The sequence below is a fragment of the Micromonospora sp. NPDC047793 genome (assembly GCF_040642635.1).
Classification (GTDB): Bacteria; Actinomycetota; Actinomycetes; order Mycobacteriales; family Micromonosporaceae; genus Micromonospora.
The window spans coordinates 770,597-794,105 of sequence record NZ_JBEYSG010000001.1; the positions used below are offsets into that span (position 1 = coordinate 770,597).

Below are 23,509 nucleotides of genomic sequence, written 5' to 3' on the forward strand. Positions count from 1 at the left end.
GGGGGTCGCCCGTCAAGGATGACCTGGTGGACAACGGCTACCCCTGCCCGGCCTGCGGCGCACCGGCGACTCTGAGTTCCGGGTGCACCGGTTGCGGTCGCCCGCCGCACGCCGCCGCCGCCGAGGTGATCCGGCTCGACCGGGAGATCGTCGTGCTCGGCGGCGAGGTGCAACGGGCCCGTCAGGCGTTCGAGGGGTTGACCGGCCGGTTGTCGGCGGTCCGTCGGCGTCGGGCCGAGCTGGCCGCCGCCGTACGCGCCGAGTTCCCGGCGGGTCCGGTGGCGGGTCGGCCGGGGGTGCCGGTCGCCGCGACGGCCGCTCCGGCCGCGCCGGTCCCCGGCGCACCCCGGGCCCCGATCCCCGGCGGCCCGATCCCCGGCAGCCCGCTGCCAGTCGGCCCGGTTCCCAGCGGCCCGGTGCCGGGCAGGCAACTGCCGCCGGGGCAGATGCCCGGTGGACCGGTCCCCGGCGGACCGCAGCCGCAGGGGCCTGGGCCCGGCGCGGGGTGGCCGCCGGTGCCGGCGATGCCGGTCGCGAACGCCGCCGGGCCGGGCGGGGCGGAGGCTTCCACCAAGACGGTGCAGAACCTGCTCTTCGTCCTCGGCGGTCTGCTGCTCGGCACGGCCGCGACGGTGTTCACCGCCGTCGCCTGGGCGTCGGTCGGGGTGCCCGGCCGGGCGTTGATCCTGCTGGCGATCACCGCGCTGATGCTCACCGTGCCGTTCGTCGCCCGCTGGCGTCGGCTGTACAGCACCGCCGAGACGTTCGCCGCCGTCGGCCTGCTGCTGGTGGTGCTCGACGGGTACGCCGCCTGGACGGTGGACCTGTTCGGGGTCTCCAGTTGGCCGGGCAGCCGGTACGCGGGGCTGGTCGCGGTGGTCGCGACCGGGGTGGCCGCCGGGTACGCCCTGATCAGCCGACTGACCGTGCCGTGGTTCGCGGCGCTGCTCGCCGCGCAGCCGGTGGTGCCGCTGCTCGCCGCCGAGGCCCGGCCGGGCGCGGCGGGATGGGCGGTGGCCTTCGTCGGGGTGGCACTGGTGGACCTGGCCGTGATCGTCGCGCTACGGCGCCGGACCGTCGTCGCGGGCGAGGGGGCCACGACGACTCCGGGGCCGAGGTTCGCCGGTCAGATGGCGGCCTGGGTCGGGTACGCCGTGGCGGTGCTGTTCGCCGCCGGGTGTGCCCTGGTGCCGCTGCTGGTCGGCGAGGCGGGCGGCAGCACGGTGCTGGCCGGCGGGCCGATGCTGCTGGTGGCGCTCACCCTGCTCGGGGCGTCGTTGTGGGCCGGTGGCCCGACCGGGCGGGCCCTGGCCGGCGCGTTCCTGGTGCCGGTGCTGGCCGGCGCGGTGCTCCGGCCCGTCGCCGAGGTGGAGCCGTCGGTGTGGCTGCTGGCGGGGGGCCTGCTCGCGGTGGCGCTGGTCGGCGCGCTGGGGCTGCTGCCGGCCTCCTGGCGGCCCGGTCCCCGGGCGGGCACCATGCTGGTGGTCGCCGGGGTGGGGTTGCTGGTCACGTTGACGACCCTGGTGACGGCCGCGATGGCGGTGGGCAGGTCGTTGCCGCCGTGGCGGGGGGCTGCGGCGGGAGAGACGTTCGACCTGGGCTGGCAGCTCGCCGTGACGGTCGCCCTGGTCGCGGTCGCGGTGGGGTGGCTGCTGCCCCGGACGGCCCGTCCGGCGGTCGTGGCGGCGGGCGTCGGTCTGGCCGCGCTGGCCGTGCCGCTGTCCTGGGCCGCGCCGTGGCCGGCGCTGGTCGCCCTCGACCTGCCGGTGGGGGCGGCGCTGGTGCTCGTCGCGGTGGCCCGCCCGGCGACGCGGAGTGTGCTTCCGGTGGCGGCGGCGCTGACCGGTGTCGCGCTGCTCGGGCACGGTCTGCTGGTGGGGTTGGCCGCACCGGCCGGAGCCGGTGCGGCCTGCGCGGTGATCCTGGCCGTCGGCGTCGGCGCGGCCGTGCTGGGCCGGCGCGGCAGTGTGGTGCAGCGTGCCGTCGGTGGCGTCGGTGCCGCCCTGGCGGTGCTGGTGGTGCCGGCCGGCACGGCGATCGCGCTGATCGGTGCCGGCGCAACCCCGTGGTGGCAGGCACGGGCGGCCCTGGCCGCTCTCGCCCTGCCGGTGGTCGTGCTGCTCGTCGTCCGCCGACTCTGGTCGGACCTGCACCCGTACGCCTCGGCGGGTCTCGCCGTGGCGGCCCTGCTGACCGGCCTCGCGCCGTTGATGGTGCCGGGGGACGAGCGGCTGGCGGTCTATGCGGCGGTCGCGGCGCTGCTGCTCGCGGTCTCCGTGGTCCGGTCCCGCCCGCCGATTCCGGCGCTGGTGGCCGGGGTGTGGCTGGCCGTGGCGGCGGTGCTGGCGGCGCTCCCGGTGACCGTGGTCGCGCTGGTCGCCCCGTACGGCCCGCCGCCCGTCCCGTGGTCCGGCGTGCCGTCGACGGTGGCCGCCCCGGGCGCGTTGCCGGTCGGCGTGGCGCTGACCGTGCTGGCCCTGGCGGCGGCACTGGCCACCTGGCCGGCTCACCGGGCCGGTCGGGGTCGGACGGTCGCGGTGCTGCTGCCGTTCGTGGCCGCCGCCGGGCCGGTGCTGCTGGTGGCCGCCGCCGCACCCTGGCCGCTGGTGCCGGCGACGGCGCTGCTCGGCGGGGTGGCCGCGTTGCTGGTCACCGCGTTGCGCGGCCGGTCCGGCGCGCTGCTCGGTGCCGGCCTGCCCGTCGGTCTGGTGCTGACCGGTGCCGGGCTGCTCAACCTCCAGGCCACCAGGGCGGGCACGCTGGCCGGTCTGGGCCTGCTCGTGGTGGCGGCGACGGTGGTCGGGGTGGCCGCCCGGGCGGTCGCGGTACGCCTGGTCGGCTGGTTGGTCGCGATCGCGGCGGCGATCGGTCTCGCGATCACCGCCCCGCTGGCCGGTGGGCTGCCGCTGCGGGTGGCCGGGTTCACGGTGCTCGGTGTCGCGGTGCTGGTCCTCGCGTTGGCCGTCGCCCTGTCGGCGGTCCGCTCGGTGCTGGACGTCACCGCGCAGGCGGTGGCGCTGGTCGCGGTGCTGCTGACCGTCGGCTCCGGCCGGTACGCCGCGACGATCTGCGTGCTCTGGGGAGTGGCGGTCGGGGTACGGCTGTTGCGCCGGGGCGAGTCGACCGGACGACGGTGGGTCTTCGCCACGGTGGCCGGTGGCAGCGAACTCCTCGCCATCTGGCTTCTGCTGCGCTCCGGCGAGGTGCGGGTGGTCGAGGCGTACACGGTGCCGGCGGCGGTGCTGGCGCTCGTGTTCGGTGCGGTGGCGATGCGTACCCGGCCGGGGTTGAAGAGCTGGCTCGCCCTCGGCCCGGGTCTGGTCGCGCTGCTGCTGCCCAGTCTGGGAACCCTGCTGTTCGACGCCGACGACCAGCCGTGGCGCCGTCTGCTGCTCGGTGTCGCCGCGCTGGCCGTCACGCTGCTCGGGGCGGTCCGCCGCTGGCAGGCGCCGGTGGTGCTCGGCGGGTTGACCCTCGCCCGGCTCGCCCTGCACGAGGCGGGACGTAGCTGGGACCTGCTGCCCCGGTGGGTCTTCCTGGCCGTCGCCGGGTTGGCGCTGATCGGTCTCGCGGCCACCTACGAACGCCGCCGTCGCGACCTGGGTCGTCTCCGTGACGCCATGGGCAGGATGAGCTGATCGATGGCGCAGCCGCTGGTCGCGCCGCCGTCGGACGGCACAGGTAGGGTCCTTGCCATGGCTGACGTGCTCACCGCCGAGGCGGTGCGAAACGAGCTGGGTGGACTGGCGGACTGGTCGGGAGACCCCGCCGGGATCATTCGCACGGTGGAGCTGGCCAGCTTCCCGGCCGCCGTCACGGTCGTCGACCGGGTCGCCGTGGTGGCGGAGGAGCTGGACCATCACCCGGACATCGACATCCGATGGCGGACGCTGACGTTCCGCTGTGTCACCCATTCGGCCGGCGGCGTCACCCTGCGCGACGTCGAGCTGGCCCGGCGGATCGACGAGATCGTGGGGGCGGCCCGATGAGGTTCGAGATCAGCAAGGTCCTGGACGCGATCGAGGGGCGGGTCTGCACCGACCCGCAGCTCGTCCGTGCGGTGATCGACCTCGCCGAGGTCATCCGCTACCAGGACCTCGACGGCGGCCGACCGGCCAGCACGTTGCGCCTCGGCATGGTCTTCGACGCGCTGGCGCGCAGCCTGGAGGAGGACACCGTCCCGGTCTACGCGGTGGTGCACCGGGGGGTGCTCTCCGACGCCGACCTGACCTCCAACGAGCGGATGGTGGTCCGCCGCTGGGCCGACGACGGCCTGGTCGAGGTGCTGGACAATCCGGGTGACCGGATGCTTGAGGTGGCCGACCTGCTCGGCCTGCCGGTGCTCAGCCGGGTCCGCTTCGACGGCCTGCGCGGGCGGTTCCCCTGGCTGGTCGACCAGCCCGGCCGGGTGCTCGCCCCGGTGCCCGGTGCCGGTGGGCCGGTCTTCATCGCCCATGTCGGTGGCGGCCACATCCCGCTCACCGGGCCGCCGTCACCGGCCGGTGTCCAGTTGCTCGCCCGGCAGTGGCGCTGTTCCGAGTCGGGCTGCACCCTCTTCGGCGGTGCCGGCGGCGGGGGTGCCTTCGCCGACCTGGCCCGGATCGACCGCGCGCCGACCGGCCAGCCGCCACCGTCGCTGCGCGGTGGCGTACCCACCTGCCCCCGGCACGGCACCCGGCTCCGCGACGACGGCCCCCGGCCGCGCAGCGAGGTCCTGGCGGTACGCGTCGGTGGCCTGATCCGGCGTCGCTTCGTGCTCACCGAGGACCAGCCGGTCACGATCGGCCGCGCCCCGGAGAGCGCCAACGCGATCATGCTGGGCCAGTGGCTCAACGACGAGGCCCGGCGCTGGATCAGCCGCAGTCATCTGCGGCTTGAGCTGCGGGGCGGCGACATCGTCGCGACCGACGTGAGCACCAACGGCTCCGGCATCCGGCCGGGCGGCTCGATGGCCGAGTCGGACCGCCTGCCGCTGGCGCCGCAGCAGTCCCGCGCCCTCGGGAGCGGGGACATGGTGGAGCTGTACCCGGGCGTGCAGATCGGGCGGCCGAGCGATCTGCCCTCGGGTGCGCCGTACAACCCCGACTCGGTGATGTCCGAGGCGCCGACCATGGCGATGCGCCTGCCCCGCTGACGCGGACGACGGCGGGCGCCGGGACCGTGGTCCCGACGCCCGCCCTGCGGGTGTCAGCCGGCCAGTACCGCCGTCAACTGGGCCACCGCGTGGTCGATCTCCTCCTCGGTGATCACCAGCGGCGGGGCGAGGCGGATGGTCGAGCCGTGGGTGTCCTTGGCGAGTACGCCGCGCTCCATCAGCCGCTCGCACGCCTCCCGGCCGCTCATCAGCGTCGGGTCGATGTCCAGCCCGACCCACAGCCCCCGGCCGCGTACCGCGACCAGGCCCTTGCCGATCAGTGCGCGCAGGCCGGCGTGCAGCCGCTCGCCCAGCTCGGTCGAGCGCCGCTGGAACTCGCCGGTGGCCAGCAGCCGGACCACCTCGGTGGCCACCGCGCAGGCCAGCGGGTTGCCGCCGAAGGTGGAGCCGTGCTGGCCGGGCCGGAGCACCCCGAGCACCGCCGCGTCGGCGGCCACCGCCGAGACCGGCACGATGCCGCCGCCGAGCGCCTTGCCCAGCAGGTACATGTCCGGCACCACGCCCTCCTGCTCGCAGGCGAAGGTGGCGCCCGTGCGGCCCAGACCGGACTGGATCTCGTCGGCGATGAACAGCACGGTGCGCTCGTCGCAGAGCCGCCGGACACCGGCCAGGTAGCCCTCCGGCGGCACCACCACGCCCTGCTCGCCCTGGATCGGCTCCAGCAGCACCGCCACGGTGTGCTCGTCGACCGCCTCGGCCAGCGCGGCCAGGTCACCGTAGGGCACGATCCGGAAGCCCGGCGTGTACGGCCCGAAGTCGGCCCGCGCGTCCTCGTCGGTGGAGAAGCTGACGATGGTGGTGGTCCGGCCGTGGAAGTTGCCGTCGGCGACCACGATGGTGGCCTGCCCGTCCGGTACGCCCTTGACCTGGTAACCCCACTTGCGGGCGACCTTGATGCCGGTCTCCACCGCCTCGGCGCCGGTGTTCATCGGCAGCACGAGGTCCTTGCCGCAGAGCGCCGCGAGTTCCCGGCAGAAGTCGGCGAACTGGTCGTGCACGAACGCCCGGCTGGTCAGCGTCAGCCGGTCGAGCTGGGCGTGCGCGGCGGCGATCAGCGTCGGGTGCCGGTGCCCGAAGTTCAGCGCCGAGTAGCCGGCCAGGCAGTCGAGATACCGCCGACCGTCCACGTCGGTGACCCAGGCACCCTCGGCGGAGGAGATCACCACCGGCAGCGGGTGGTAGTTGTGCGCGGTGTGACGCTCGGCGTCCCGCACCACGGCCGGAGTCCGCAGCATGTCCTCGATCACTGGCTCGCCTTTCCCTGACGGAGTCGCAACGTGCAGCACTTCGGTCCACCGCCGGCCTTGCGCAGCTCGGACAGGTCGACGCCGATCGTCTGGTAGCCCCGGTCCCGCAGCTTCGCGGCCAGGCCGGTGGCCTGCTCCGGCAGCACCACGTGCCGACCGTCGCTGACCGCGTTCAGGCCCAGCACCTCGGCGTCGGCCATGGTGGCGTGCACCGCGTCCGGGAACAACCGGCGCAGCACGGCCTGGCTGCCGGGGGAGAACGCCTCCGGCAGGTACGCCACGGTCCGCTCGTCGAGCACGGTGAGCGCGGTGTCCAGGTGGTAGAAGCGCGGGTCGACCAGGTGCATGGTGACCACCGGGTAGCCGAACACCTCCTGCAACTGGGCGTGCGAGGCGTGCGCGGTGCGGAAGCCGGTGCCGGCGAGCACCACGTCACCGGCGAGCAGGACGTCGCCCTCGCCCTCGTTGACGTGCTTCGGGTCGTACACCTCGAAGCCGGCGTTCTCGAACCAGGACCGGTACGCGGGCGCCTCGTCGGCGCGCTGCGGGTCGCGGAACTGCACGGCCATCGCCCGGTCACCGATCACGGTGCCCCCGTTGGCGGCGAAGACCATGTCGGGCAGGCCCGGCAGCGGGGTGATCTCCTCGACGACGTGACCCAGGTCGCGGTACACCTGCCGCAGCCGCTCCCACTGCCGCACGGCACGGTCGGTGTCGACCGGGGCGGTCGGGTCCATCCACGGGTTGATCGCATAGTCGACGGCGAAGTACGTCGGCCGGCACATCAGGAAGCGCTGGCTGGTGGCGTCCATCGTCATTGTCCTGCTCCCAGGGCTCGGGCGCGCCCTGGCCACCGTCGGCCCACGGGCTGGCGCCGTTGCTCAACGTTATGCGCCGCCCAGCCGCATAATCCACCGCCGACCCTTGCGCAGTACGACTGATCGTTGCGTCTCAGGTGGCGGTGGCGGTTGATCGTTGCGTTCACGTCTCGATGGCCTCGTGCGAGAGGCCCTCGGCTTGCTCACCGTGCGTGGTCGTCTCGCCGCGCGGTCGATGACGTCCGCAGCGGTGGCGCGGCAGCCGGACGCTGCCTGGCTCCCTGGCGCTATCGGTGCTCGCGGTGTCGGGGGTGCTGTCGGTGTCCTGGACACCGTTGGTCGGGTGGAATCGGCCGGAGCGGCCTCCGTTCGAGCGACCGGCGGACCGGCGAACCTCACAACGCCCACGGTCCCGTCAGCGCAACGCAAATCTTGGACAGTTTCCGTTAGCTGCTAACGGAAACTGTCCAAGATTGCCAGGCGAATCCTGCTCGGGGTGTGTTCGGAGGACGCGGTCACGTGACCTGGCCACCGCACGCCTCGCCCGCTCCGCCCGGCAAGGCCCCAGTTCCCGCTTCTCGGCCCACAAGGGTCGCTCACACGCCGCTGCGTGGCCCCACGGACCTGCTCACGTCGCTGCGTGGCCCCACGGCCTTACTCACGCCGCTGCGTGGCTCCACGGACCTGCTCACGCCACCGCATCGAGAGGACTGTTCGAGGTGCCCCGGACGCGCGTCAGGGGCGGCGAATCGCCGCCCCTGACGAGGGTGTGTGCGCCCGGCTGGTGAACCACCAGAACTGGTCGGGCTACGGCCGGTACCTCGCCGGCCGGGCGCCGGTGAACCACCGGCGGGCTGAAATGTGCCCTCTAGATGCGATCGACAAACTGTGAGTCAAGCCACTCGCGGAAGCGGGCCACGGTGTCGCCGTCGGTGGTCGGCCAGTCGTACTGGCCGGTCATCGCCAGGATGCCGAGGACCACCGCGCCGAGGCCGATGGCGATGCCGAACAGCGCGTCGGCCTTGCCGGCGATGTGCCGCCGCCGGGTGGCGATCAGGCCCAGTACGGCGAGGACCGCGCCGATCGCGCCGACCGCGATGCCGTATCCGGCGAGGGTTCCGGTGAGGACGAAGAGGATGCCGCCGACGCCGACGATCAGGCCCAGTGTGGCCAGCAGGCTGGCCCGGGGGCGCGGCCCGGCGGGCGCGGGCGGTGCGTCGGGAGCGGGAACGGTGTCCCGGTCGGCCGTCGTCTCCCGGCTGGCCACAGTGTCCCGGCTGCCCACGGTGTCGCGGTCGCCCACGGTGTCGCGGTCGCCCACGGTGTCGCGGTCGGTGGTGACCGGGGCCCGGTCGGTACGCACGTCCGGGTCGGTCTCGGTGACCGGGGCGGAGGCCGTGACCGGGGCGGTGGTGCGGGCGCGGCGGGAACCGTCGACGCCGGAACGGGCGGTGACGGCACGCGCCACGGCAGCCCGCTCGGCGGCGGGACCGTCGGTCGTCCGACCGGTACCGGCTTCGGTGGTGGTGGCCGCACCGGCGGCGTTGTCCCGGTCGGCGGCCCGCGCGGAAGCCGTGCGGTCTCGGTCGGTCGCACGGGCGGTGGCGGCGTGGTCCGCGTCGGCAGCGGTGCGATCTGCGGCTACGGCGCCGACGGAGCGATCCCGGCCGGTGTCGGCGCGGTCCTCGACGGCGGCGGGGGTGGCGGCCGTGCGGTCCCGACCGGTGGCGCGTCCGGTGGCGGCGCGGAGCCGGTCGGTGGCGCGCTCGGCGGCGGCGCGGTATCGGCCTGTGGCGCGCTCGGCGGCGGTGCGGTCCGGGTCGGTGGTCGTGGTGGTGGTCGCCGCCGCGCCCCGGTAGGTGGTGCCGTCGTCGGTGCGTTCCTCGACGCTCGGGCGGTCGGCGGGACGGGCCTCGGTGGCCACCGTGCCGGTGCGGTCGGCCTCGTCACCGGCGGCCGGGGGCGGCGCGGGCTCCTCCCGGCGGGACAGCGAAGGAAATCTCATGGGTTCACCTCCAGGTCATGCGTGGCCGGCGCCGACCCCGTCCTTCGCCCGCCACGCGTCAACGCCATCGAGATACCCAGCCCGCACTTTCCCGACACCCGTGCGGCATCGAGCCAATTAGATCTTGGGAAGCTCGGTTCCCGGGGAGGAAGGACCCGGCAGCGACGGTGCAGGATCCGGCTCAGCAACGAGGCAGGACCGGCTCGGCAGCGAAGGCGGATCCGGCCCGGCAGCGAGGCCCAGCAGCGAGGGCGGGCAGCGAGGGTCAGCGGCGGGGGCGGGTGAGGGGTGCCAGGAGGGTGGTGAGCAGGGCCGCCCGCCGGGGGCGGGAGACCAGGACGGGACGGTTGCGGACGCACCGGACGAGGACGTCCACCGCGCGGTCCACCGTCATCATCAGCGGCCGGACCGGGCCCTTGGCCATCTTGGTGTCGACGAACCCGAACCGCACGGTGGTCACGCTCACGCCCTGTCCGCGCAGCGCCGCCGAGAGCCCCAGCAGGTACGACGACAGTCCCGCCTTCGACCCGGCGTACCCGGGTGCGTCGCCGGAGACCATCCGGTCCGCCATGCTGGACAGCCCGATGAGGTGCCCGTCACCGGCGGCCACCATCCTCGGCACGACGGTGGCGACCGTGCGGGCCGCCCCGATCAGGTTGACCTCCAGGGTGCGGGTCTGCGCCTCCAGGTCGGCCAGGTCGACGGGCTCGCCGATGCCGGCGGCGTAGACGCAGAGGTCCACCCCGTCCAGCTCGTCGATCGCCTTCGTCAGCACCTCCGGGTAGTCGGGCGCGGTCACGTCGACGGTGTGGTGGGCGTACGTGGGGACTCCGATGCCGTTGTCGCGGCGGGACACTCCGGCGACCCGCCAGCCGTCGGCGAGCAGCCGTCGGGTGAACGCCAACCCGATCCCGTCACTGTTGCCGATCACCACTGCGCAGCGCATTCGTTCCGCCATGCCCCACCGTCCTCATCGCACCGATGGTGCCCGCCCTCCCGGCGGCCCGAGGCGCAATTGAACCAGAGTTTTCTGAGTACTCCCTACCAATGAGTAGGGAGTCCGGCCGGCTATCGGCGTACGCCTCGGGCCGGACTCCGTGTGGTGCGGGCGGAGGTCTGGCGGGGTGCGGCGCGGACCAGGGTGAGGCCGGCGCGCTGGACGAATATCGACCGGCGGGTGACCGCGTGACCCTGGATGTCGAGCTGGTATCCGTCCAGCCAGACCCACCCGTCGTAGGTGGTCCAGTCCAGCTCGCGGATCACCCGGAACATGATCGACCGATGGAACTGCACGCTGGCCCGACGGGTCACGCGCACCAGGTCACCGGCCCGAAGCTGACCGTCGTGCCCCCGCTCGGCCGGGACGCGGTCGGTGGGGAGGTGGCGGGTCACAGCCAGCCCAGGAAGCGGTGGTGCAGGGTGCCCGCGGTGGCCCAGGACATGTCCTGGCTGGCGGCCACCAGGCAGGAGCCCAGATAGAGCCGGAGCGAGACGGGCGCCTGGTCGTACTCGGCGCGGAGTTCGATGCGGCGGCGGGCGCAGGGCCAGGGCCGGTCGCATCCGGCGCACATCCAGGTGGGCAGCACCGGGCCGTGGCGGGTCACCGTGCATCACCCGGGGAGTACGCGACCGTGCCGGTCGTGGTCGTGGAGGCTACGCCCATCGTGGTCCTCTCGGCGCGGCGATGATCGTCGGCAAGAAGTGCTCCGTTGCGTTTTCACGTCAATTCATGACGGCATTTCATTCAGCCCCGGACGGCCTCCACAATCCGTCTCCCGCCCGTCTTGCGCAACGTTCCGCACCGCCCTACTGCCTTTCGGTAATTGCACGCGACGAATGGAAATAAATCGCGTGCGTCCGGAAACGCGATCGCGTGCGTCCGGGAACATCACGTGTTGCAGGAAGGAGAGCGGTGATGTTGCATGCTGGATGAAACAAGCGGGTCCACCGTGCCCCGACGGCAGCTCGGGCGACTCTTCACCGAGCTGCGGGAACACGCCACGATCACCCTCGACGAGGCGGCGCGGGCGCTGGACTGTTCACGACAGAAGATCTGGCGGATCGAGAAGGGCCTGGTGCCGGTCCGGCTGGTGGACGCCCGTGCGATGTGTGATCTCTATCGGGTGCCGGAGGAGATGGCGGCGATCGTCGCCGGGCTCGCGAAGGAGACCCGGGCCAAGGGGTGGTGGCACTCCTATGGCGACGTGGTCCCGTCCTGGTTCTCGCTCTACGTCGGCCTGGAATCGGCCGCCTCACTGATTCGGCGCTACGATTCCGAGTTGATTCCCGGGCTGCTGCAAACCCGCGCCTACGCCAGCGAACTCTTCCGCCGCAAGAACCCGACGATGACCCCCGAGGAGCGGGAGAAACTGGTGGCGGTGCGCCTGCAACGGCAGAGCATCCTGGTCCGGCGGCTGCCCGTCGCGCCCACCCTCAGGGTGGTGCTCAGCGAGGCCGTGCTGCGCCGCACCCTCCCCGACCGGCAGGCGATGGTCGAGCAACTCCGCCACCTGCTCGACGTGGCCGCGCTGCCGAACGTCTCGCTGCGGGTCCTGCCACTGGCCGCCGGCCCGCCGCTGGCCAGCGAGACCGGCACCTTCGTCGTGCTGGGCTTCCCGCAGGGGCTCGGCCGGGTCTCGACCGAGCCCACCACCGTCTACCTGGAGAACATCACCGGCGCGCTCTATCTCGACCGGCCGACGGAGGTGGCCGCCTTCGCACACGTCTGGAACGACCTGGAGTCACTCGCCTCCGGTGAGGCAGAATCAGAGAAAATGATCAACATGATCATCGAGGAGCATCATGACTGATCTGGCCGGGGCCGTCTGGCGCAAGAGCACCCGCAGCGGCGGGAGCGGAGGCGACTGCGTCGAGGTGGCCGACAACCTGCCCGGCGTGGTGGCCGTCCGGGACAGCAAGGACCCGTGCGGCCCGGTGCTCACCGTCACGCCGTACGCCTGGACGGCCTTCGTGCGGCAGGTGCGGCACCGCTCACACTGACCACGACGGCGGGCTGACTACGCTTGGTGTCGTGCCAGAGGGACATACGATCCATCGCCTGGCGGCTCGGCACGCCGAGCTGTTCGCCGGGGACAAGGTGCTCGCCGCCAGCCCTCAGGGCCGGTTCGCCGAGGGTGCCGCGCTGCTCTCCGGGAGTGTGCTGGAGGCCACCGAGGCGTATGGCAAGCACCTGCTGCACCACTACGCCGGTGAGCGGACCCTGCACGTACACCTCGGTCTCTACGGCAAGGTGACCGACGGTGACGGTGAGCCGCCGGAGCCGGTGGGGCAGATCCGGCTGCGGCTGGCCAGCGACCGGCACTGGCTCGACCTGCGTGGGCCGACCGCGTGTGAGCTGCTCACCCCGCCCGAGGTGGCGGCGTTGCGGGCCCGCCTCGGCCCCGATCCGCTGCGTGCCGATGCCGACCCGGACCGCGCGTACGACCGGATCCGGCGCAGTTCCACGCCGCTGGCCTCGTTGCTGCTCGATCAGTCGGTGGTGGCCGGCACCGGTCTGATCTTCGTGATGGAGGCGCTGTTCCGCGCCGGGCTGCCGCCGAGGATGCCCGGCCGGGAGCTGAGCCGTCCCGCCTGGGACGCCATCTGGGCCGACCTGGTCGAGCTGATGACGCTCGCCGTCGCCGCCGGTCGCATCGACACCGTTCGTGCCGCGCACCTGCCCGAGGCGATGGGCCGCCCGGCCCGCGTCGACCGGCACGGCGGCGAGGTGTACGTCTATCGCCGTGCCGCCCAGCCCTGCCACGTCTGCGGCACCGCCGTCAGCCGGGGCACCCTCGGCGCCCGCAACCTGTACTGGTGCTCGACGTGCCAGATGTAAGGAAGGGTCCCCTGCTAACGCCTCGCGTATAGCAGGGGACCCTTCCTAACGCCCGGCGACGGTGCTCGCGCCCGCCGATCCGGGGTGGTGCTACTACTGCTTGCGCCAGTTCTGGTCGGCGTAGCCCTTGTCGGTGTAGATGATGAGCGGCTTCTCCGGGTCGGCCATGATCGTGTCGAGGACCTTGCCGTTCAGCTTGCTGACGATGCGGCCCTTGGAGTTCATCTGCCAGTGCTGAGCGGGGTTACCGCTACAGGTGGTCGCCTGCACCACCGTGTTGTCCTCGGAACCACCCCAGGCGATGTCCATGCACAGGCCACGGGCACGGATGGTGCCGTCGCTGCGGAAGGTCCACCACTGCGCCGGATCCTCGGTGCAGGTGCGCAACTTGAGCTGCATACCGTCGCCACCGCCGGCACTGACGCACCGCTTGGTCTGCACGTGCAGGATCTGCACCGCGTCGGCCGGGCGCGTCGGCTTCGGGTCGGGGGCCGGCGGCGTCGATGCGCCCGCGTTCGCCCCCGCCGTACTGGGGCTGCTCGGGCTCGGGCTGCCGGAGGGGCTGGCGTCCGGACTCGGGCTCGGGGACCCGGACGGCGACGGGGTGGGTGAGGGGGAGGGGCTGGTCGGCAGGCTCGCCGTCAGCCGGCTGTCGAGCGCGTAGACGTCGGTGAAGGTCTTCACCGACCGCAGGAACGTCTCGGTCTGCCGGTCGATGGTGCCACCGTTCTGTCGCACCGCCGTGGTGCCGTTGCGGTACGCGGCGAGCGCCAACTGAAGCGGGTCACCCTTCAGGCCGGAGAGCTCGCGGACCAGGCTGCACAGGGCGTAGCCCATGGTGGGGACGGCGACCTCCGGCTCCCACACCGAACGACCCTTCGGCCCGTACGACTGCCACATGTCCGACCGGAACTGCGCGACGCCGCGTTGACCGGTCGCACCGAGCCGGTTCGCGTCGAACCCGGACTGCGCCATGATGTGGGCGGCGACCAGTGGTGGGGTCACCTCCTGGCAGAGTGAACCCGCCCGGTTGATGTGCTGCACGTACTCGGCGGGAACCCCCTTCGCCTCGGCGGCCGGTGCCGTCCGGTCGGCCTCACCGGGCCCACCGAACTGCCGCAGCTTGCCGTAGTACCCGGCGTAGGCGCTGACCCGGTCGACGTAGGTCGTGGCGGCGTCGGGCACCCCGCGCACCTCGGCGACGGAGTTCAGCCCGACATGGAAGGCCGCCACCGCGAGACGCCACTGGTCACCGGCGGCACCCGCCAGCCGGAGGTGACCGGTGAGGTCACACATCTGGTGGGCGAGGGCCAGGATGTTCGCCGACATGTCGGAGCGTCGGGCGTCCGGCCACGGCTTCCACGTCTTCCACTTGTCGTCTTCGAGTCCGGCGATGCCCTGACCGCCGGAGATGGTCCTCGCCGCCCGGTCGTCCAACCCGGACTCCGCCATGAGCTGCCCGGCGAGCCTCGCCGGTGTCAGTGTCGGGCAGGACCCGGCGGCAGCGATGAGCACCGTCATCTGCTTGTCGGTGACCGCGTCGCCGACAAGCACGTCGTCACGGGCGGAGGCGACGCCGAAACCGACGGCGGTGGCGGCGGAGAGGAGCGCCAGCGCGGCAAGGACGAACGCCACGAACCGGCGTGGCATCCGCTCCAGCTTGAGCTTCTTGAGGAGGAGGTCGCGTGTCACAGGTAGGCCATCCCTTTCGGCGTGGCGACACCAGTGGCGACGGATCCTGACCGCTTCGCGTTCACGACCTCGCCGACATACTTTTCCGGGGCACGGATCACGGCCGGATCCTACGGCGGACCGGGGGACGTCCTCCGCGCTCGGGGCCCGTCTCCTGAGGACCGGCCGGCCGCCCTCAGGAGACAGGCACTAGTCGAGGAGCCAGCGGACGATCTCGATGTGGTCGGTGAAGACCGTGTCACCGGCGATGCTCCAGGCCATCGTGTGGCCGATCGTCCAGTCGCGTACCCGGCTCCGGTCCAGGCCCAGCTCGGCGCTGAGCCGGTCCAGTCGGCGGCGCACGGCTGCGGGGGAATGGCCCAGCTCGGTGCCGCGCACCATCGGCACCGCCGAGAACTCCCGCTCGCCGACGAGCGGTTTCGGGTCGATCGCCAGCCACGGTTCGCGGGTGGACCGCAACACGTTGGAGGCGTGCAGGTCCTGGTTGACCAGCACCTGCTCGCCCTGGCTGGCGGCCAGCCCGGTGAGCAGGTCGAGGGCGAGGTCCACGAACCGCCGCTCGTAGGGTCGCCCGGCCCGTTCCCAGGCGGCCGGTAGCCGGACCGCCCAGCCCCGCACCGCCTCGGCCAGCGACAGGAACGGCCGATCTGCGGGCAGCCAGAGGCGCGGGAGCAGCGCCACCACCGCGTCCACCGCGTCGTCCAGGGGGAGTACGCGCAACGGCGTACCGGGATCGCAACGCTCGATCAGCAGCGCCCGCAGGTCGGGGTCGTGGGCGAGCAGCCGGACGGCACCGTCGCCGTCCCAGTGGTGCAGCGCGGTCGCCTCGTGTTCGCTCTCCGAGTCCGGGAACTGCAACTTGAGCACCGCGCGGGTGCCGTCGGGCAGGTCAGCGGGCACCACCAGCGAGGTCGTGCCGTGCCCGAAGGGCGGCCCGACCCGCAGCGACCAGTGCCGGGCGCAGGTGGTCAGCCGCTCCGGCAGCCCGGCCAACCACTCTGGACCGCCCGGCATCGAGCGCAACCAGGTCAACTCGTCAGGGATCCGCACCGGGTGGGTCATCGCAGGCGGCGGATGTCGCCGTAGGCGCGGTAGAAACCGCCCCGGCCGGACTCGCGGACCTCGGTGACCAGGTAGCGGGCGCCCGGCTGGCGGATGCCCTTGGGGAACTGCACCGACCAGTTCTGGTGGTAGCCGGCGGAGAGCACGTGCACCCGCAGCCGACCGCCCTGCTCGACGCACTCGACGATCACCCCGTCACCGCCGTCGGCGACCACCTCGACCTGGGTGACGGCCGCCGGCTCGGGCATCCGGGCCGGTGCCTTCACGTCGACCACGGTCGGCACGCTGCCCGCCTCGGCCGCCCGGATCGCCGGCTCGCTGGCGTCGATGCAGGCCAGGTGGCCGCTGGTGGTCACCACGTAGAGGCGCTGGTCGTGATACTGCATGGAGTACGCCGAGCCGCAGCCCGTGCCGAGCTTCCACAACCGGGTGCCGTCCTCGGCGAAACAGTAGATCGAGGACTGGCTGTCACCGGCGAAGACGTACCGGCCGTCGGAGGCGGTGGCGCAGGAGAAGACCGCCGCATCGGCGCGGTAGGTGCGGGCGTGCCGGCCGTCCTTGCCGATGCGGACCACCTCGCGGGTCGCGGTGCCGGCGAACACCGCGTCGCGCTCCTGCCAGCCGAACAGCACCGCGCCGGTGCGGGTGTGCCACAGCTCCTGCCCGGTACGCCAGTCGTAGCCGCTGACCCCGGTCGAGTCGCCGTGGTAGACCGCGTCGCTGTCGCAGCGCACCATCCAGGCCGAACTGCCGCGCCCGCCCCGCCGCCAGAGGAACTCGTCCTCGTGGTCGACGGCGGCGATCCCGCCGTCGGCGTCGGAGACACCGAGCACGCCGTCGTGGATGTCCAGCCAGTAGATGTCGATGTCGGGGGCGATCGTGTACGCCACCCGGGGGATCTTGCCGGAGAGGTCGTAGACGTTGCCGTCGTCGCAGCCGGCGTAGATCCAGGCGTCGTCGGCGACGATGCACTTCACCCCGTCGGGCAGCCGGACCTGGTCCAGCACCCGGGCGTCGTGGTCGAGCGTGGTGATGACGCCCCGCTCGTTGCCGACCGTGCAGGTGCGGCCGTCGATGAAGATGCCGAACGCGGGAGCGCCGGAGTCGTATCGCCACAGCACCGGGGCGGTGCGGGCGGTCGAGCGGGTGCTGACGATCTGCCGCCGCGACACCGAACGCTTCTGGCGGACGCCCGGCACCGCCGGGGCGTACCCCTTGCGGACCTTCTCGCCGATCTTCTTCGCGGCGGCGGCCCGCGCCCGCACGTTGTCCGGGTAGCCGGAGGTCTTGACCTGACCCTGGTCGCCGATCCGGCCGTAGCGCACGGTCAGCGTGGTGTCGTCGACCACCACCTCGTAGAACTTGTGCGCTCCGTCCGTCTCGGACAGTTCGAGGTAGGTCGTCTCCTGCGACATGCGGGTCCTCCGAGGGGTCGGCACCGCCCCTGTCTGGGGCGGCAGGCACAACCTAGCCACCCCCACCGACAGAGATCCGAGCAGACCTCAGCGCGGGTCGAGCGCGTCGACGGCCTTGCGGGCCGCGACCAGCACCGGATCCCAGACCGGGGCGTACGGCGGGGCGTAGCCGAGATCGAGCGCGGTCATGTCGTCCACCGTCATCCGGTTCCACAGCGCCACGGCCAACGTGTCGATCCGCTTCGCCGCCTCGGTCCAGCCGACGATCTGGGCACCGAGCAGCCGCCCGCTGGGGCGTTCGGCGATCAGCTTGACCGTCATCGGCCGGGCGCCCGGGTAGTAGCCGGCCCGGTTGGTCGACTCGGCGATCACCGAGACGAACTCGAAGCCGGCCGCCAGCGCGTCCCGCTCCCGCAGCCCGGTCCGCCCGACCTCCAGGTCGCAGACCTTGGCCACGGCCGTGCCGATCACCCCGGCGAAGGTGGCGTACCCGCCGCCGATGTTGATGCCGGCCACCCGGCCCTGCTTGTTGGCGTGGGTGCCGAGGGGCACGTGCACCGGCATGCCGCTGACCCGGTGCAGGGTCTCCACGCAGTCCCCGGCGGCCCACACCCCGGGCACCTCGGCCACCCGCATCCGGCGGTCCACCCGGATGCCGCCGGTCGGCCCGAGCGGCATACCGGCGGCCTCGGCGAGTGCGGTGTTGGGGCGTACGCCGAGGCCGAGCACCACCACGTCGGTCGGGATCGGGCCGTCGTCGGTGACCACCTCGCTGACCCGGCCGTCGCGGACACCGAGCGACTCGACCTGCACGCCGGTGCGGATGTCCACGCCGAGGCCCCGCATCGCCTCGGTGACGAGCGTGGCCATGTCCGGGTCCACGGTCGACATCGGCTGCTCGTCGCGCTCGACCAGGGTCACCGACAGCCCACGTCGGACCAGTGCCTCGGCCATCTCCACGCCGATGTAGCCGCCGCCGACCACCACCGCGCGCTCCGGCCTCGGGTCGGACTCCAGCCACGTGCGCAGGGCCGCGCCGTCGTCGAGCGTCTGCACCCCGAAGACCCCGAGCGCGTCGGTACCCGCCCAGTCCGGCTTGGTCGGCACCGCGCCGGTGGCGTACATCAGGGTGTCGAAGCCCTCCCGGACCTCGCCGCCGCCGTCCAGATCGCGGGCGACCACCTCGCGGCGGTCCAGGTCGATCTCGGTGACCTCGTGCCGGAGTCGGACGTCGATGTCGTACTTCTCCCGGTGGGTCGCCGGATCCCGGGCCACGAGTTGCTGCGCGTCGGCGACGAGCCCGCTGATCCAGTACGGGATGCCGCACGCCGAGTACGAGGTGTAGTGCCCCCGCTCGAACGCGACGATCTCCAGGTCCTCCCGGCCGCGGCGGCGCCGCGCCTGGGCGGCAGCCGCCATGCCGGCGGCGTCCCCGCCGACGACGATCAACCGTTCCGCCACGGCCATCCTCCTCCTCAGCCGGGGATCTCGCCCCGGGTCTGTCGCGCCACGTCCGCCACCACGTCCTCCAACCGACCGGTACGCGCGAACACCGCACGCTGCCGCGTCGCGCCGGTGCCGTGCTCCCGCAGCCGGTCCAGCAGCTCGGTCACCTCGGCGAGGTCACCGTGCCGGTCCAGCGCCGGGCCGAGCCGACCGACGAGCTGGTTCAGCAGGTCCCACGCCGGGCGCAGCTCACCGGTGGCCAGGTCGACCGCGTCGCCCTCCATGCCGTCGTGCGCGGCCCGCCAGTGCGCGCCGACCAGCAGGTGGTGGTCGGCGGGCAGTGGCGGCCGTCCGGCGGCGATGTCGTCCAGCGCGGTCGCCACCAGCGCGCGGACCAGGCCGGCGACCAGGACCGCGTCGTCCACCGTCGGGCAGACGTCGCCGATGCGCAGCTCGACCGTCGGGTACTTGGCCGACAGCCGGGCATACCAGTAGAGCATCCCCTCGTCGAGCATCACCCCGCTGCCGATCAGCTGGTCGATCAGCCGTCGGTAGTGGTGGTGGGAGGTCAGGAACGGGGTCGGCGCCACCGACGGCCAGCGTTCCCACTCGATCGAGCGCCAGCTCGCGTACCCGGTGTCCTCGCCTGCGGAGAACGGCGAGTTGGTGGTCACCGCGTGCAGGATCGGCAGCCACGGCCGGACGTGGTTGAGCACCTGCACCCCGGTGTCCGGGTCCGGCACCCCGACGTGCACGTGCATGCCGTTGTTGCCCGGCCCCGGCACCAGCAGCCGGTAGCGCTCGATCATCCGGTCGAAGCGGGGCTTGTCCACCACCGGCGGCACCGGCCCGTCGATCGGCCCGGTGCCGATGGCGAGCAGCCGGGCACCGGCCCGCTCGGCGGCGTCGGCGAGCCCCGCGCGGAGCAGGGCCAGGGAGTGCCGGATCGAGGAGAGTTCCAGCCCGGGTGGGCTGCCGATCTCGATCTGGCTGGTCTGGAACTCGCGTTCGACCTGGCCGTGCAGTTCCGCCGGTACCTGTTCCATGACCGCCTCGACGGCGGGCACCGCGGCGCCGCCGTCCGGGTCGACCAGCAGGAACTCCTCCTCGACTCCCACCGTGAGCAGGTCGGTCTCCTCGACCGGCCGGGTCGGCGCCGTCGCCACCTGCCTGACCATCACTACCACCGTCCGCTTCTGCCGGGGCGGTACGTCCGCGCCGTCGGCCGGCAATTACCCCCCGTGGTGGTCCAGGGAAACCCGCCCTGCTCGGTGCAAGGAGGGGTCCCCTGCTAACGCCTCGTGCATAGCAGGGGGCCCCTCCTAACATCCGGCGGAACCGGAGCACCGTCGATCGACATTGACAACTGTTCGAGTGGGACGTACAACTCCTGAGAGAGCGCTCTCACACCTCCGTCCCGCAGAGAGGTACGTCCCATGACACCTGCCCCGGCGGCGCCCGCCGCCCTGCCCGCGCGACGCCGACTGCGGCTCGCGTTGGCCCTGATCACCGCCACCGTCACCGGCGTCGCCGGGCTCGCCGCGACCGCCGACGCCGCCGTGCCGACGCCCCCGTCCGGGTGGAGCCTGGTGTGGAGCGACGACTTCACCGGCGCCGCCGGCACCCTCCCGTCGTCCAACAACTGGATCATCGACACCGGCACCAGCTACCCGGGCGGGCCGCCCAACTGGGGCACCGGCGAGATCCAGACGTACACCAACAGCACCGCGAACGTCAGCCACGACGGCGCCGGCAACCTGCGGATCACGCCGCTGCGCGACAGCTCCGGCCGCTGGACCTCGGCCCGGATCGAGACGGTCCGCAGCAACTTCAAGGCCCCGAGCGGCGGCATCCTCGCCATCGAGGGACGCATCCAGATGCCCAACGTCACCGGCGCCGCCGCCTCCGGCTACTGGCCCGCCTTCTGGGCGCTCGGCGCGCCGTACCGGGGCAACTACCAGAACTGGCCCGGCATCGGCGAGTTCGACGTGATGGAGAACGTGAACGGGCTCAACACCGTCTGGGGCGTGCTGCACTGCGGCGTGGCGCCCGGCGGCCCGTGCGACGAGTTCAACGGCATCGGCGGCTCCCGCGCCTGCCCCGGCAGCACCTGCCAGTCGGCCTTCCACACCTACCGCTTCGAGTGGGACGCCTCGACCAGCCCCCAGCAACTGCGCTGGTACGTCGACGGGCAGCTCTACCACTCCGTCAGCCAGTCCCGGGTCGGCGAGCCGTACTGGTCGCAGATGACCAGCCACGCGGGCTACTTCCTGCTGCTCAACGTGGCCATGGGTGGCGCCTTCCCGAACGGGGTGGCCGGCAGCACCACGCCGACCTCGGGCACCGTGCCGGGGCGGCCGATGCTCGTCGACTACGTGGCCGTCTACAGCCGTGGCGGCAGCACCCCGCCCACCACGCCGCCGCCGACCACCCCGCCGCCGACCGGGGTGCGGGACGCGTACGGCACCATCCAGGCCGAGTCGTACAACGCGCAGAACGGCGTGATCGTCGAGGCGTGCTCCGAGGGCGGGCAGAACATCGCCGCGCTGCGCAACGGTGACTGGGTCCGCTTCGACAACGTCGACTTCGGCTCCACCGCGCCGCGCGACTTCGTGGCCCGGGTGGCCTCCGGCGCGGCGGCCGGCGTGAGCGGTCTGGTCGAGGTGCGGATCGGCAGCCCGACGAGTACGCCGATCGGCAGCTTCGCCCTCGCGAACACCGGCGGGTGGCAGAGCTGGCGTTCGGTGCCCGGCAACGTCACCTCGGTAACCGGCCGGCAGACCGTCTACCTGACGTTCAGCAGCGGCCAGCCGAACGACTTCGTCAACGTCAACTGGTTCCAGTTCCGCCGCTGAGCACACGCTGCCCGGCAGGGCGGTGCTCGTCGCGCACGCGGGTCCGTGCAAGGAGGGGTCCCCTGCTAACGCCTCGTGCATAGCAGGGGACCCCTCCTAACAACCTCACACCAACCCTGGACAGAAATAGTTAACAGTCTTAATAATGAGCGCCAGGTCGATGCCCATGGATTTCCGTCCGGTCTGGAGGCTCACATGAAACGGTCCAGAACCCTGGTGCTCACAGTGGTCGGCGCACTGGCCGCCGCACTCGGTGCGGTCTGGCTGGCGCCCGCCGCGTACGCCGCCGGAGTCACCGCCAGCTTCGCCAAGACGTCCGACTGGGGCTCCGGTTGGGAGGCGAAGTACACCATCACCAACGGCAGCAGCAGCACGGTCAACGGCTGGAGCCTCGCCTTCGACCTGCCCAGCGGCACCACGCTCGGCAGCTACTGGGACGCGTTGCTGACCTCCAGCGGCCAGCGCCACACGTTCACCAACCGCTCCTGGAACGGCACCATCGCCCCCGGCGCGTCGGTCTCCTTCGGCTTCCTCGGCAGCGGCTCCGGCGTACCCGCGAACTGCCGGCTCAACGGCGCGGCCTGCGCCGGCGGCACCACCCCGACCACCCCGCCGCCGACCACCCCGCCCCCGACGACGCCGCCGCCCACCACGCCACCTCCGACGACACCGCCGCCGACCAGCCCGCCGCCGGTCACCGGCCTGCCGAAGCACATCCTCACCGGGTACTGGCACAACTTCGACAACCCGGCCGTCGAGCTGCGGCTGCGGGACGTGCCCACCGAGTACGACCTGGTCGCGGTCGCCTTCGCCGACGCCACCACCACGCCCGGCGCGGTCTCCTTCGCCATCGACCCGGGCCTGTCCGCCGCCCTCGGCGGCTACACCGACGCCGACTTCTCGGCCGACGTGCGCACCCTCCAGAGCCGCGGCAAGAAGGTGATCATCTCGGTCGGCGGTGAGACCGGCCGGGTCGCGGTGAACGACGCGGCGTCCGCGGTGGCCTTCGCCGACAGTGTGTACGCGCTGATCCAGCGCTACGGCTTCGACGGCGTCGACGTCGACCTGGAGAACGGCCTGAACCCGACCTACATGGGGCAGGCGCTGCGTTCCCTGCGGGCGAAGGTGGGCAGCCGACTGATCATCGCGATGGCGCCGCAGACCATCGACATGCAGAACCCCACCACCAGCTACTTCAAGCTGGCGCTGGACATCAAGGACATCCTGACCGTGGTGAACACGCAGTTCTACAACTCCGGGGCGATGCTCGGCTGCGACAACAACGCCGCGTACGCCCAGGGCACGGTCAACTTCATCGTCGCGCTGGCCTGCATCCAGTTGGAGGCGGGGCTACGGCCCGACCAGGTGGGGCTCGGCCTGCCGGCCGGTCCCGGGGCTGCCGGTGGCGGCATCGTCGCGCCCAGCGTGGTCAACGCCGCGATGGACTGCCTCACCCGGGGCACCAACTGCGGCAGCTTCCGTCCGCCGCGTACCTACCCCGGCCTGCGTGGCGCGATGACCTGGTCGATCAACTGGGACGTCACCCACAACAACTCCTTCGCCCGCACCGTCGCCCCCCACCTCCGCACCCTCCCCTGACCGCCTGACTCTCGCGGCCCTGCCCGCCCTGCCCGCCCTGCCCGCCCTGCCCGTCCTGCCCGCCCTGCCCGCCCTGCCCGCCCTGCCCGTCCTGCCCGCCCTGCCCGCCCTGCCCGCGCCGATCATGGAGCTCTGGCCCTTCGGCGCTGGACAAGGTCGACCGGGAGCTGCAACGCGGCGTCGTGAACGTCGATCATGGAGTTGTGGCCTCGACAAAGACTGCACAAAGGGTCAAAGCGAGCGCCACAACTCCATGATCGACGGGGCCGGGCGGGGCCGGGCCGGGCCGGGCCGGGCCGGGCCGGGCCGGGCGGGGCCGGGCGTGGCCGGGCGGGGGCGCGGCGGGCGGGGGCGGGGCGGGGAGGAGGGTGAGGCGC

The 23,509-nt window shown here is 72.8% G+C and carries 19 protein-coding genes; 8 read left to right on the forward strand and 11 right to left on the reverse strand.

Translation table 11 applies throughout. From position 1 onward, the window contains the following. Positions 1-26: 26 nt before the first annotated feature. Genes ABZ738_RS03545 through ABZ738_RS03555 form a run of 3 tightly spaced genes read left to right on the forward strand, consistent with a single transcriptional unit; the run spans position 27 to position 5,134 of the window. Complete coding sequence (locus tag ABZ738_RS03545; RefSeq protein ID WP_357210672.1) at positions 27-3,638, forward strand: hypothetical protein; 3,612 nt, start codon at positions 27-29, stop codon at positions 3,636-3,638. A gap of 57 nt (positions 3,639-3,695) precedes the next feature. Next, on the forward strand, positions 3,696-3,989 hold the full coding sequence (locus tag ABZ738_RS03550) for a 4a-hydroxytetrahydrobiopterin dehydratase (protein ID WP_131055761.1): 294 nt from the start codon (positions 3,696-3,698) through the stop codon (positions 3,987-3,989). Beyond that, positions 3,986-5,134, forward strand: a complete 1,149-nt coding sequence (locus ABZ738_RS03555; protein WP_131055763.1) for an FHA domain-containing protein — start codon at positions 3,986-3,988, stop codon at positions 5,132-5,134. Before ABZ738_RS03550 ends, ABZ738_RS03555 begins: the two co-directional genes overlap by 4 nt. Before the next feature lie 53 nt (positions 5,135-5,187). On the opposite strand, the gene rocD is transcribed toward ABZ738_RS03555, so the two are convergent. The 6 genes from rocD to ABZ738_RS03585 form a co-directional block, all read right to left on the reverse strand. Then, positions 5,188-6,402: an ornithine--oxo-acid transaminase gene (gene rocD, locus ABZ738_RS03560; protein ID WP_201272468.1), complete on the reverse strand. Its 1,215-nt coding sequence runs from the start codon at positions 6,400-6,402 to the stop codon at positions 5,188-5,190. Continuing rightward, the gene (ddaH, locus tag ABZ738_RS03565; protein ID WP_201272469.1) at positions 6,399-7,214 is read right to left on the reverse strand and encodes a dimethylargininase; all 816 of its coding nucleotides are present in this window, start codon (positions 7,212-7,214) and stop codon (positions 6,399-6,401) included. The genes rocD and ddaH overlap by 4 nt, the downstream gene beginning before the upstream one ends. A gap of 874 nt (positions 7,215-8,088) precedes the next feature. Then, a complete protein-coding gene (locus ABZ738_RS03570) occupies positions 8,089-9,225 on the reverse strand; it encodes a hypothetical protein (RefSeq protein WP_357210677.1) in 1,137 nt (378 codons plus the stop codon). A 265-nt stretch (positions 9,226-9,490) separates the two neighbouring features. After that, positions 9,491-10,183, reverse strand: a complete 693-nt coding sequence (locus ABZ738_RS03575; RefSeq protein WP_131056541.1) for an SDR family NAD(P)-dependent oxidoreductase — start codon at positions 10,181-10,183, stop codon at positions 9,491-9,493. 110 nt (positions 10,184-10,293) lie between these two features. Continuing rightward, a complete protein-coding gene (locus tag ABZ738_RS03580) occupies positions 10,294-10,617 on the reverse strand; it encodes a hypothetical protein (RefSeq protein ID WP_131056543.1) in 324 nt (107 codons plus the stop codon). Then, on the reverse strand, positions 10,614-10,829 hold the full coding sequence (locus ABZ738_RS03585; protein ID WP_131056545.1) for a hypothetical protein: 216 nt from the start codon (positions 10,827-10,829) through the stop codon (positions 10,614-10,616). The genes ABZ738_RS03580 and ABZ738_RS03585 overlap by 4 nt, the downstream gene beginning before the upstream one ends. 318 nt (positions 10,830-11,147) lie before the next feature. On the opposite strand from ABZ738_RS03585, the gene ABZ738_RS03590 reads away from it, so the two are divergent. The 3 genes from ABZ738_RS03590 to ABZ738_RS03600 are packed head-to-tail and all read left to right on the forward strand — an operon-like array spanning position 11,148 to position 13,063. Further along, a complete protein-coding gene (locus tag ABZ738_RS03590) occupies positions 11,148-12,035 on the forward strand; it encodes a helix-turn-helix transcriptional regulator (protein ID WP_357210681.1) in 888 nt (295 codons plus the stop codon). Beyond that, the gene (locus ABZ738_RS03595) at positions 12,028-12,225 is read left to right on the forward strand and encodes a DUF397 domain-containing protein (protein WP_117226020.1); all 198 of its coding nucleotides are present in this window, start codon (positions 12,028-12,030) and stop codon (positions 12,223-12,225) included. The genes ABZ738_RS03590 and ABZ738_RS03595 overlap by 8 nt, the downstream gene beginning before the upstream one ends. A gap of 31 nt (positions 12,226-12,256) precedes the next feature. Beyond that, on the forward strand, positions 12,257-13,063 hold the full coding sequence (locus tag ABZ738_RS03600; protein ID WP_131056550.1) for a DNA-formamidopyrimidine glycosylase family protein: 807 nt from the start codon (positions 12,257-12,259) through the stop codon (positions 13,061-13,063). A 93-nt stretch (positions 13,064-13,156) separates the two neighbouring features. On the opposite strand, the gene ABZ738_RS03605 is transcribed toward ABZ738_RS03600, so the two are convergent. The 5 genes from ABZ738_RS03605 to ABZ738_RS03625 form a co-directional block, all read right to left on the reverse strand. Next, on the reverse strand, positions 13,157-14,755 hold the full coding sequence (locus ABZ738_RS03605; RefSeq protein ID WP_357210684.1) for a ricin-type beta-trefoil lectin domain protein: 1,599 nt from the start codon (positions 14,753-14,755) through the stop codon (positions 13,157-13,159). 189 nt (positions 14,756-14,944) lie between these two features. Further along, positions 14,945-15,805: an aminoglycoside phosphotransferase family protein gene (locus ABZ738_RS03610; RefSeq protein WP_236145953.1), complete on the reverse strand. Its 861-nt coding sequence runs from the start codon at positions 15,803-15,805 to the stop codon at positions 14,945-14,947. 8 nt (positions 15,806-15,813) lie between these two features. Continuing rightward, complete coding sequence (locus ABZ738_RS03615; protein WP_357210687.1) at positions 15,814-17,232, reverse strand: WGR domain-containing protein; 1,419 nt, start codon at positions 17,230-17,232, stop codon at positions 15,814-15,816. Between the two features lie 87 nt (positions 17,233-17,319). Then, a complete protein-coding gene (locus ABZ738_RS03620; RefSeq protein ID WP_176095124.1) occupies positions 17,320-18,693 on the reverse strand; it encodes an FAD-dependent oxidoreductase in 1,374 nt (457 codons plus the stop codon). A gap of 14 nt (positions 18,694-18,707) precedes the next feature. After that, the gene (locus ABZ738_RS03625; RefSeq protein WP_176095123.1) at positions 18,708-19,856 is read right to left on the reverse strand and encodes a glutamate--cysteine ligase; all 1,149 of its coding nucleotides are present in this window, start codon (positions 19,854-19,856) and stop codon (positions 18,708-18,710) included. Positions 19,857-20,114: 258 nt separating this feature from the next. Here ABZ738_RS03625 and ABZ738_RS03630 point away from each other — a divergent pair, with 258 nt between their 5' ends. Both ABZ738_RS03630 and ABZ738_RS03635 read left to right on the forward strand, forming a co-directional pair. Next, a complete protein-coding gene (locus ABZ738_RS03630) occupies positions 20,115-21,533 on the forward strand; it encodes a carbohydrate-binding protein (protein ID WP_176095122.1) in 1,419 nt (472 codons plus the stop codon). A 195-nt stretch (positions 21,534-21,728) separates the two neighbouring features. After that, complete coding sequence (locus ABZ738_RS03635; RefSeq protein WP_176095121.1) at positions 21,729-23,132, forward strand: cellulose binding domain-containing protein; 1,404 nt, start codon at positions 21,729-21,731, stop codon at positions 23,130-23,132. The last annotated feature ends 377 nt before the right edge of the window (positions 23,133-23,509 follow it).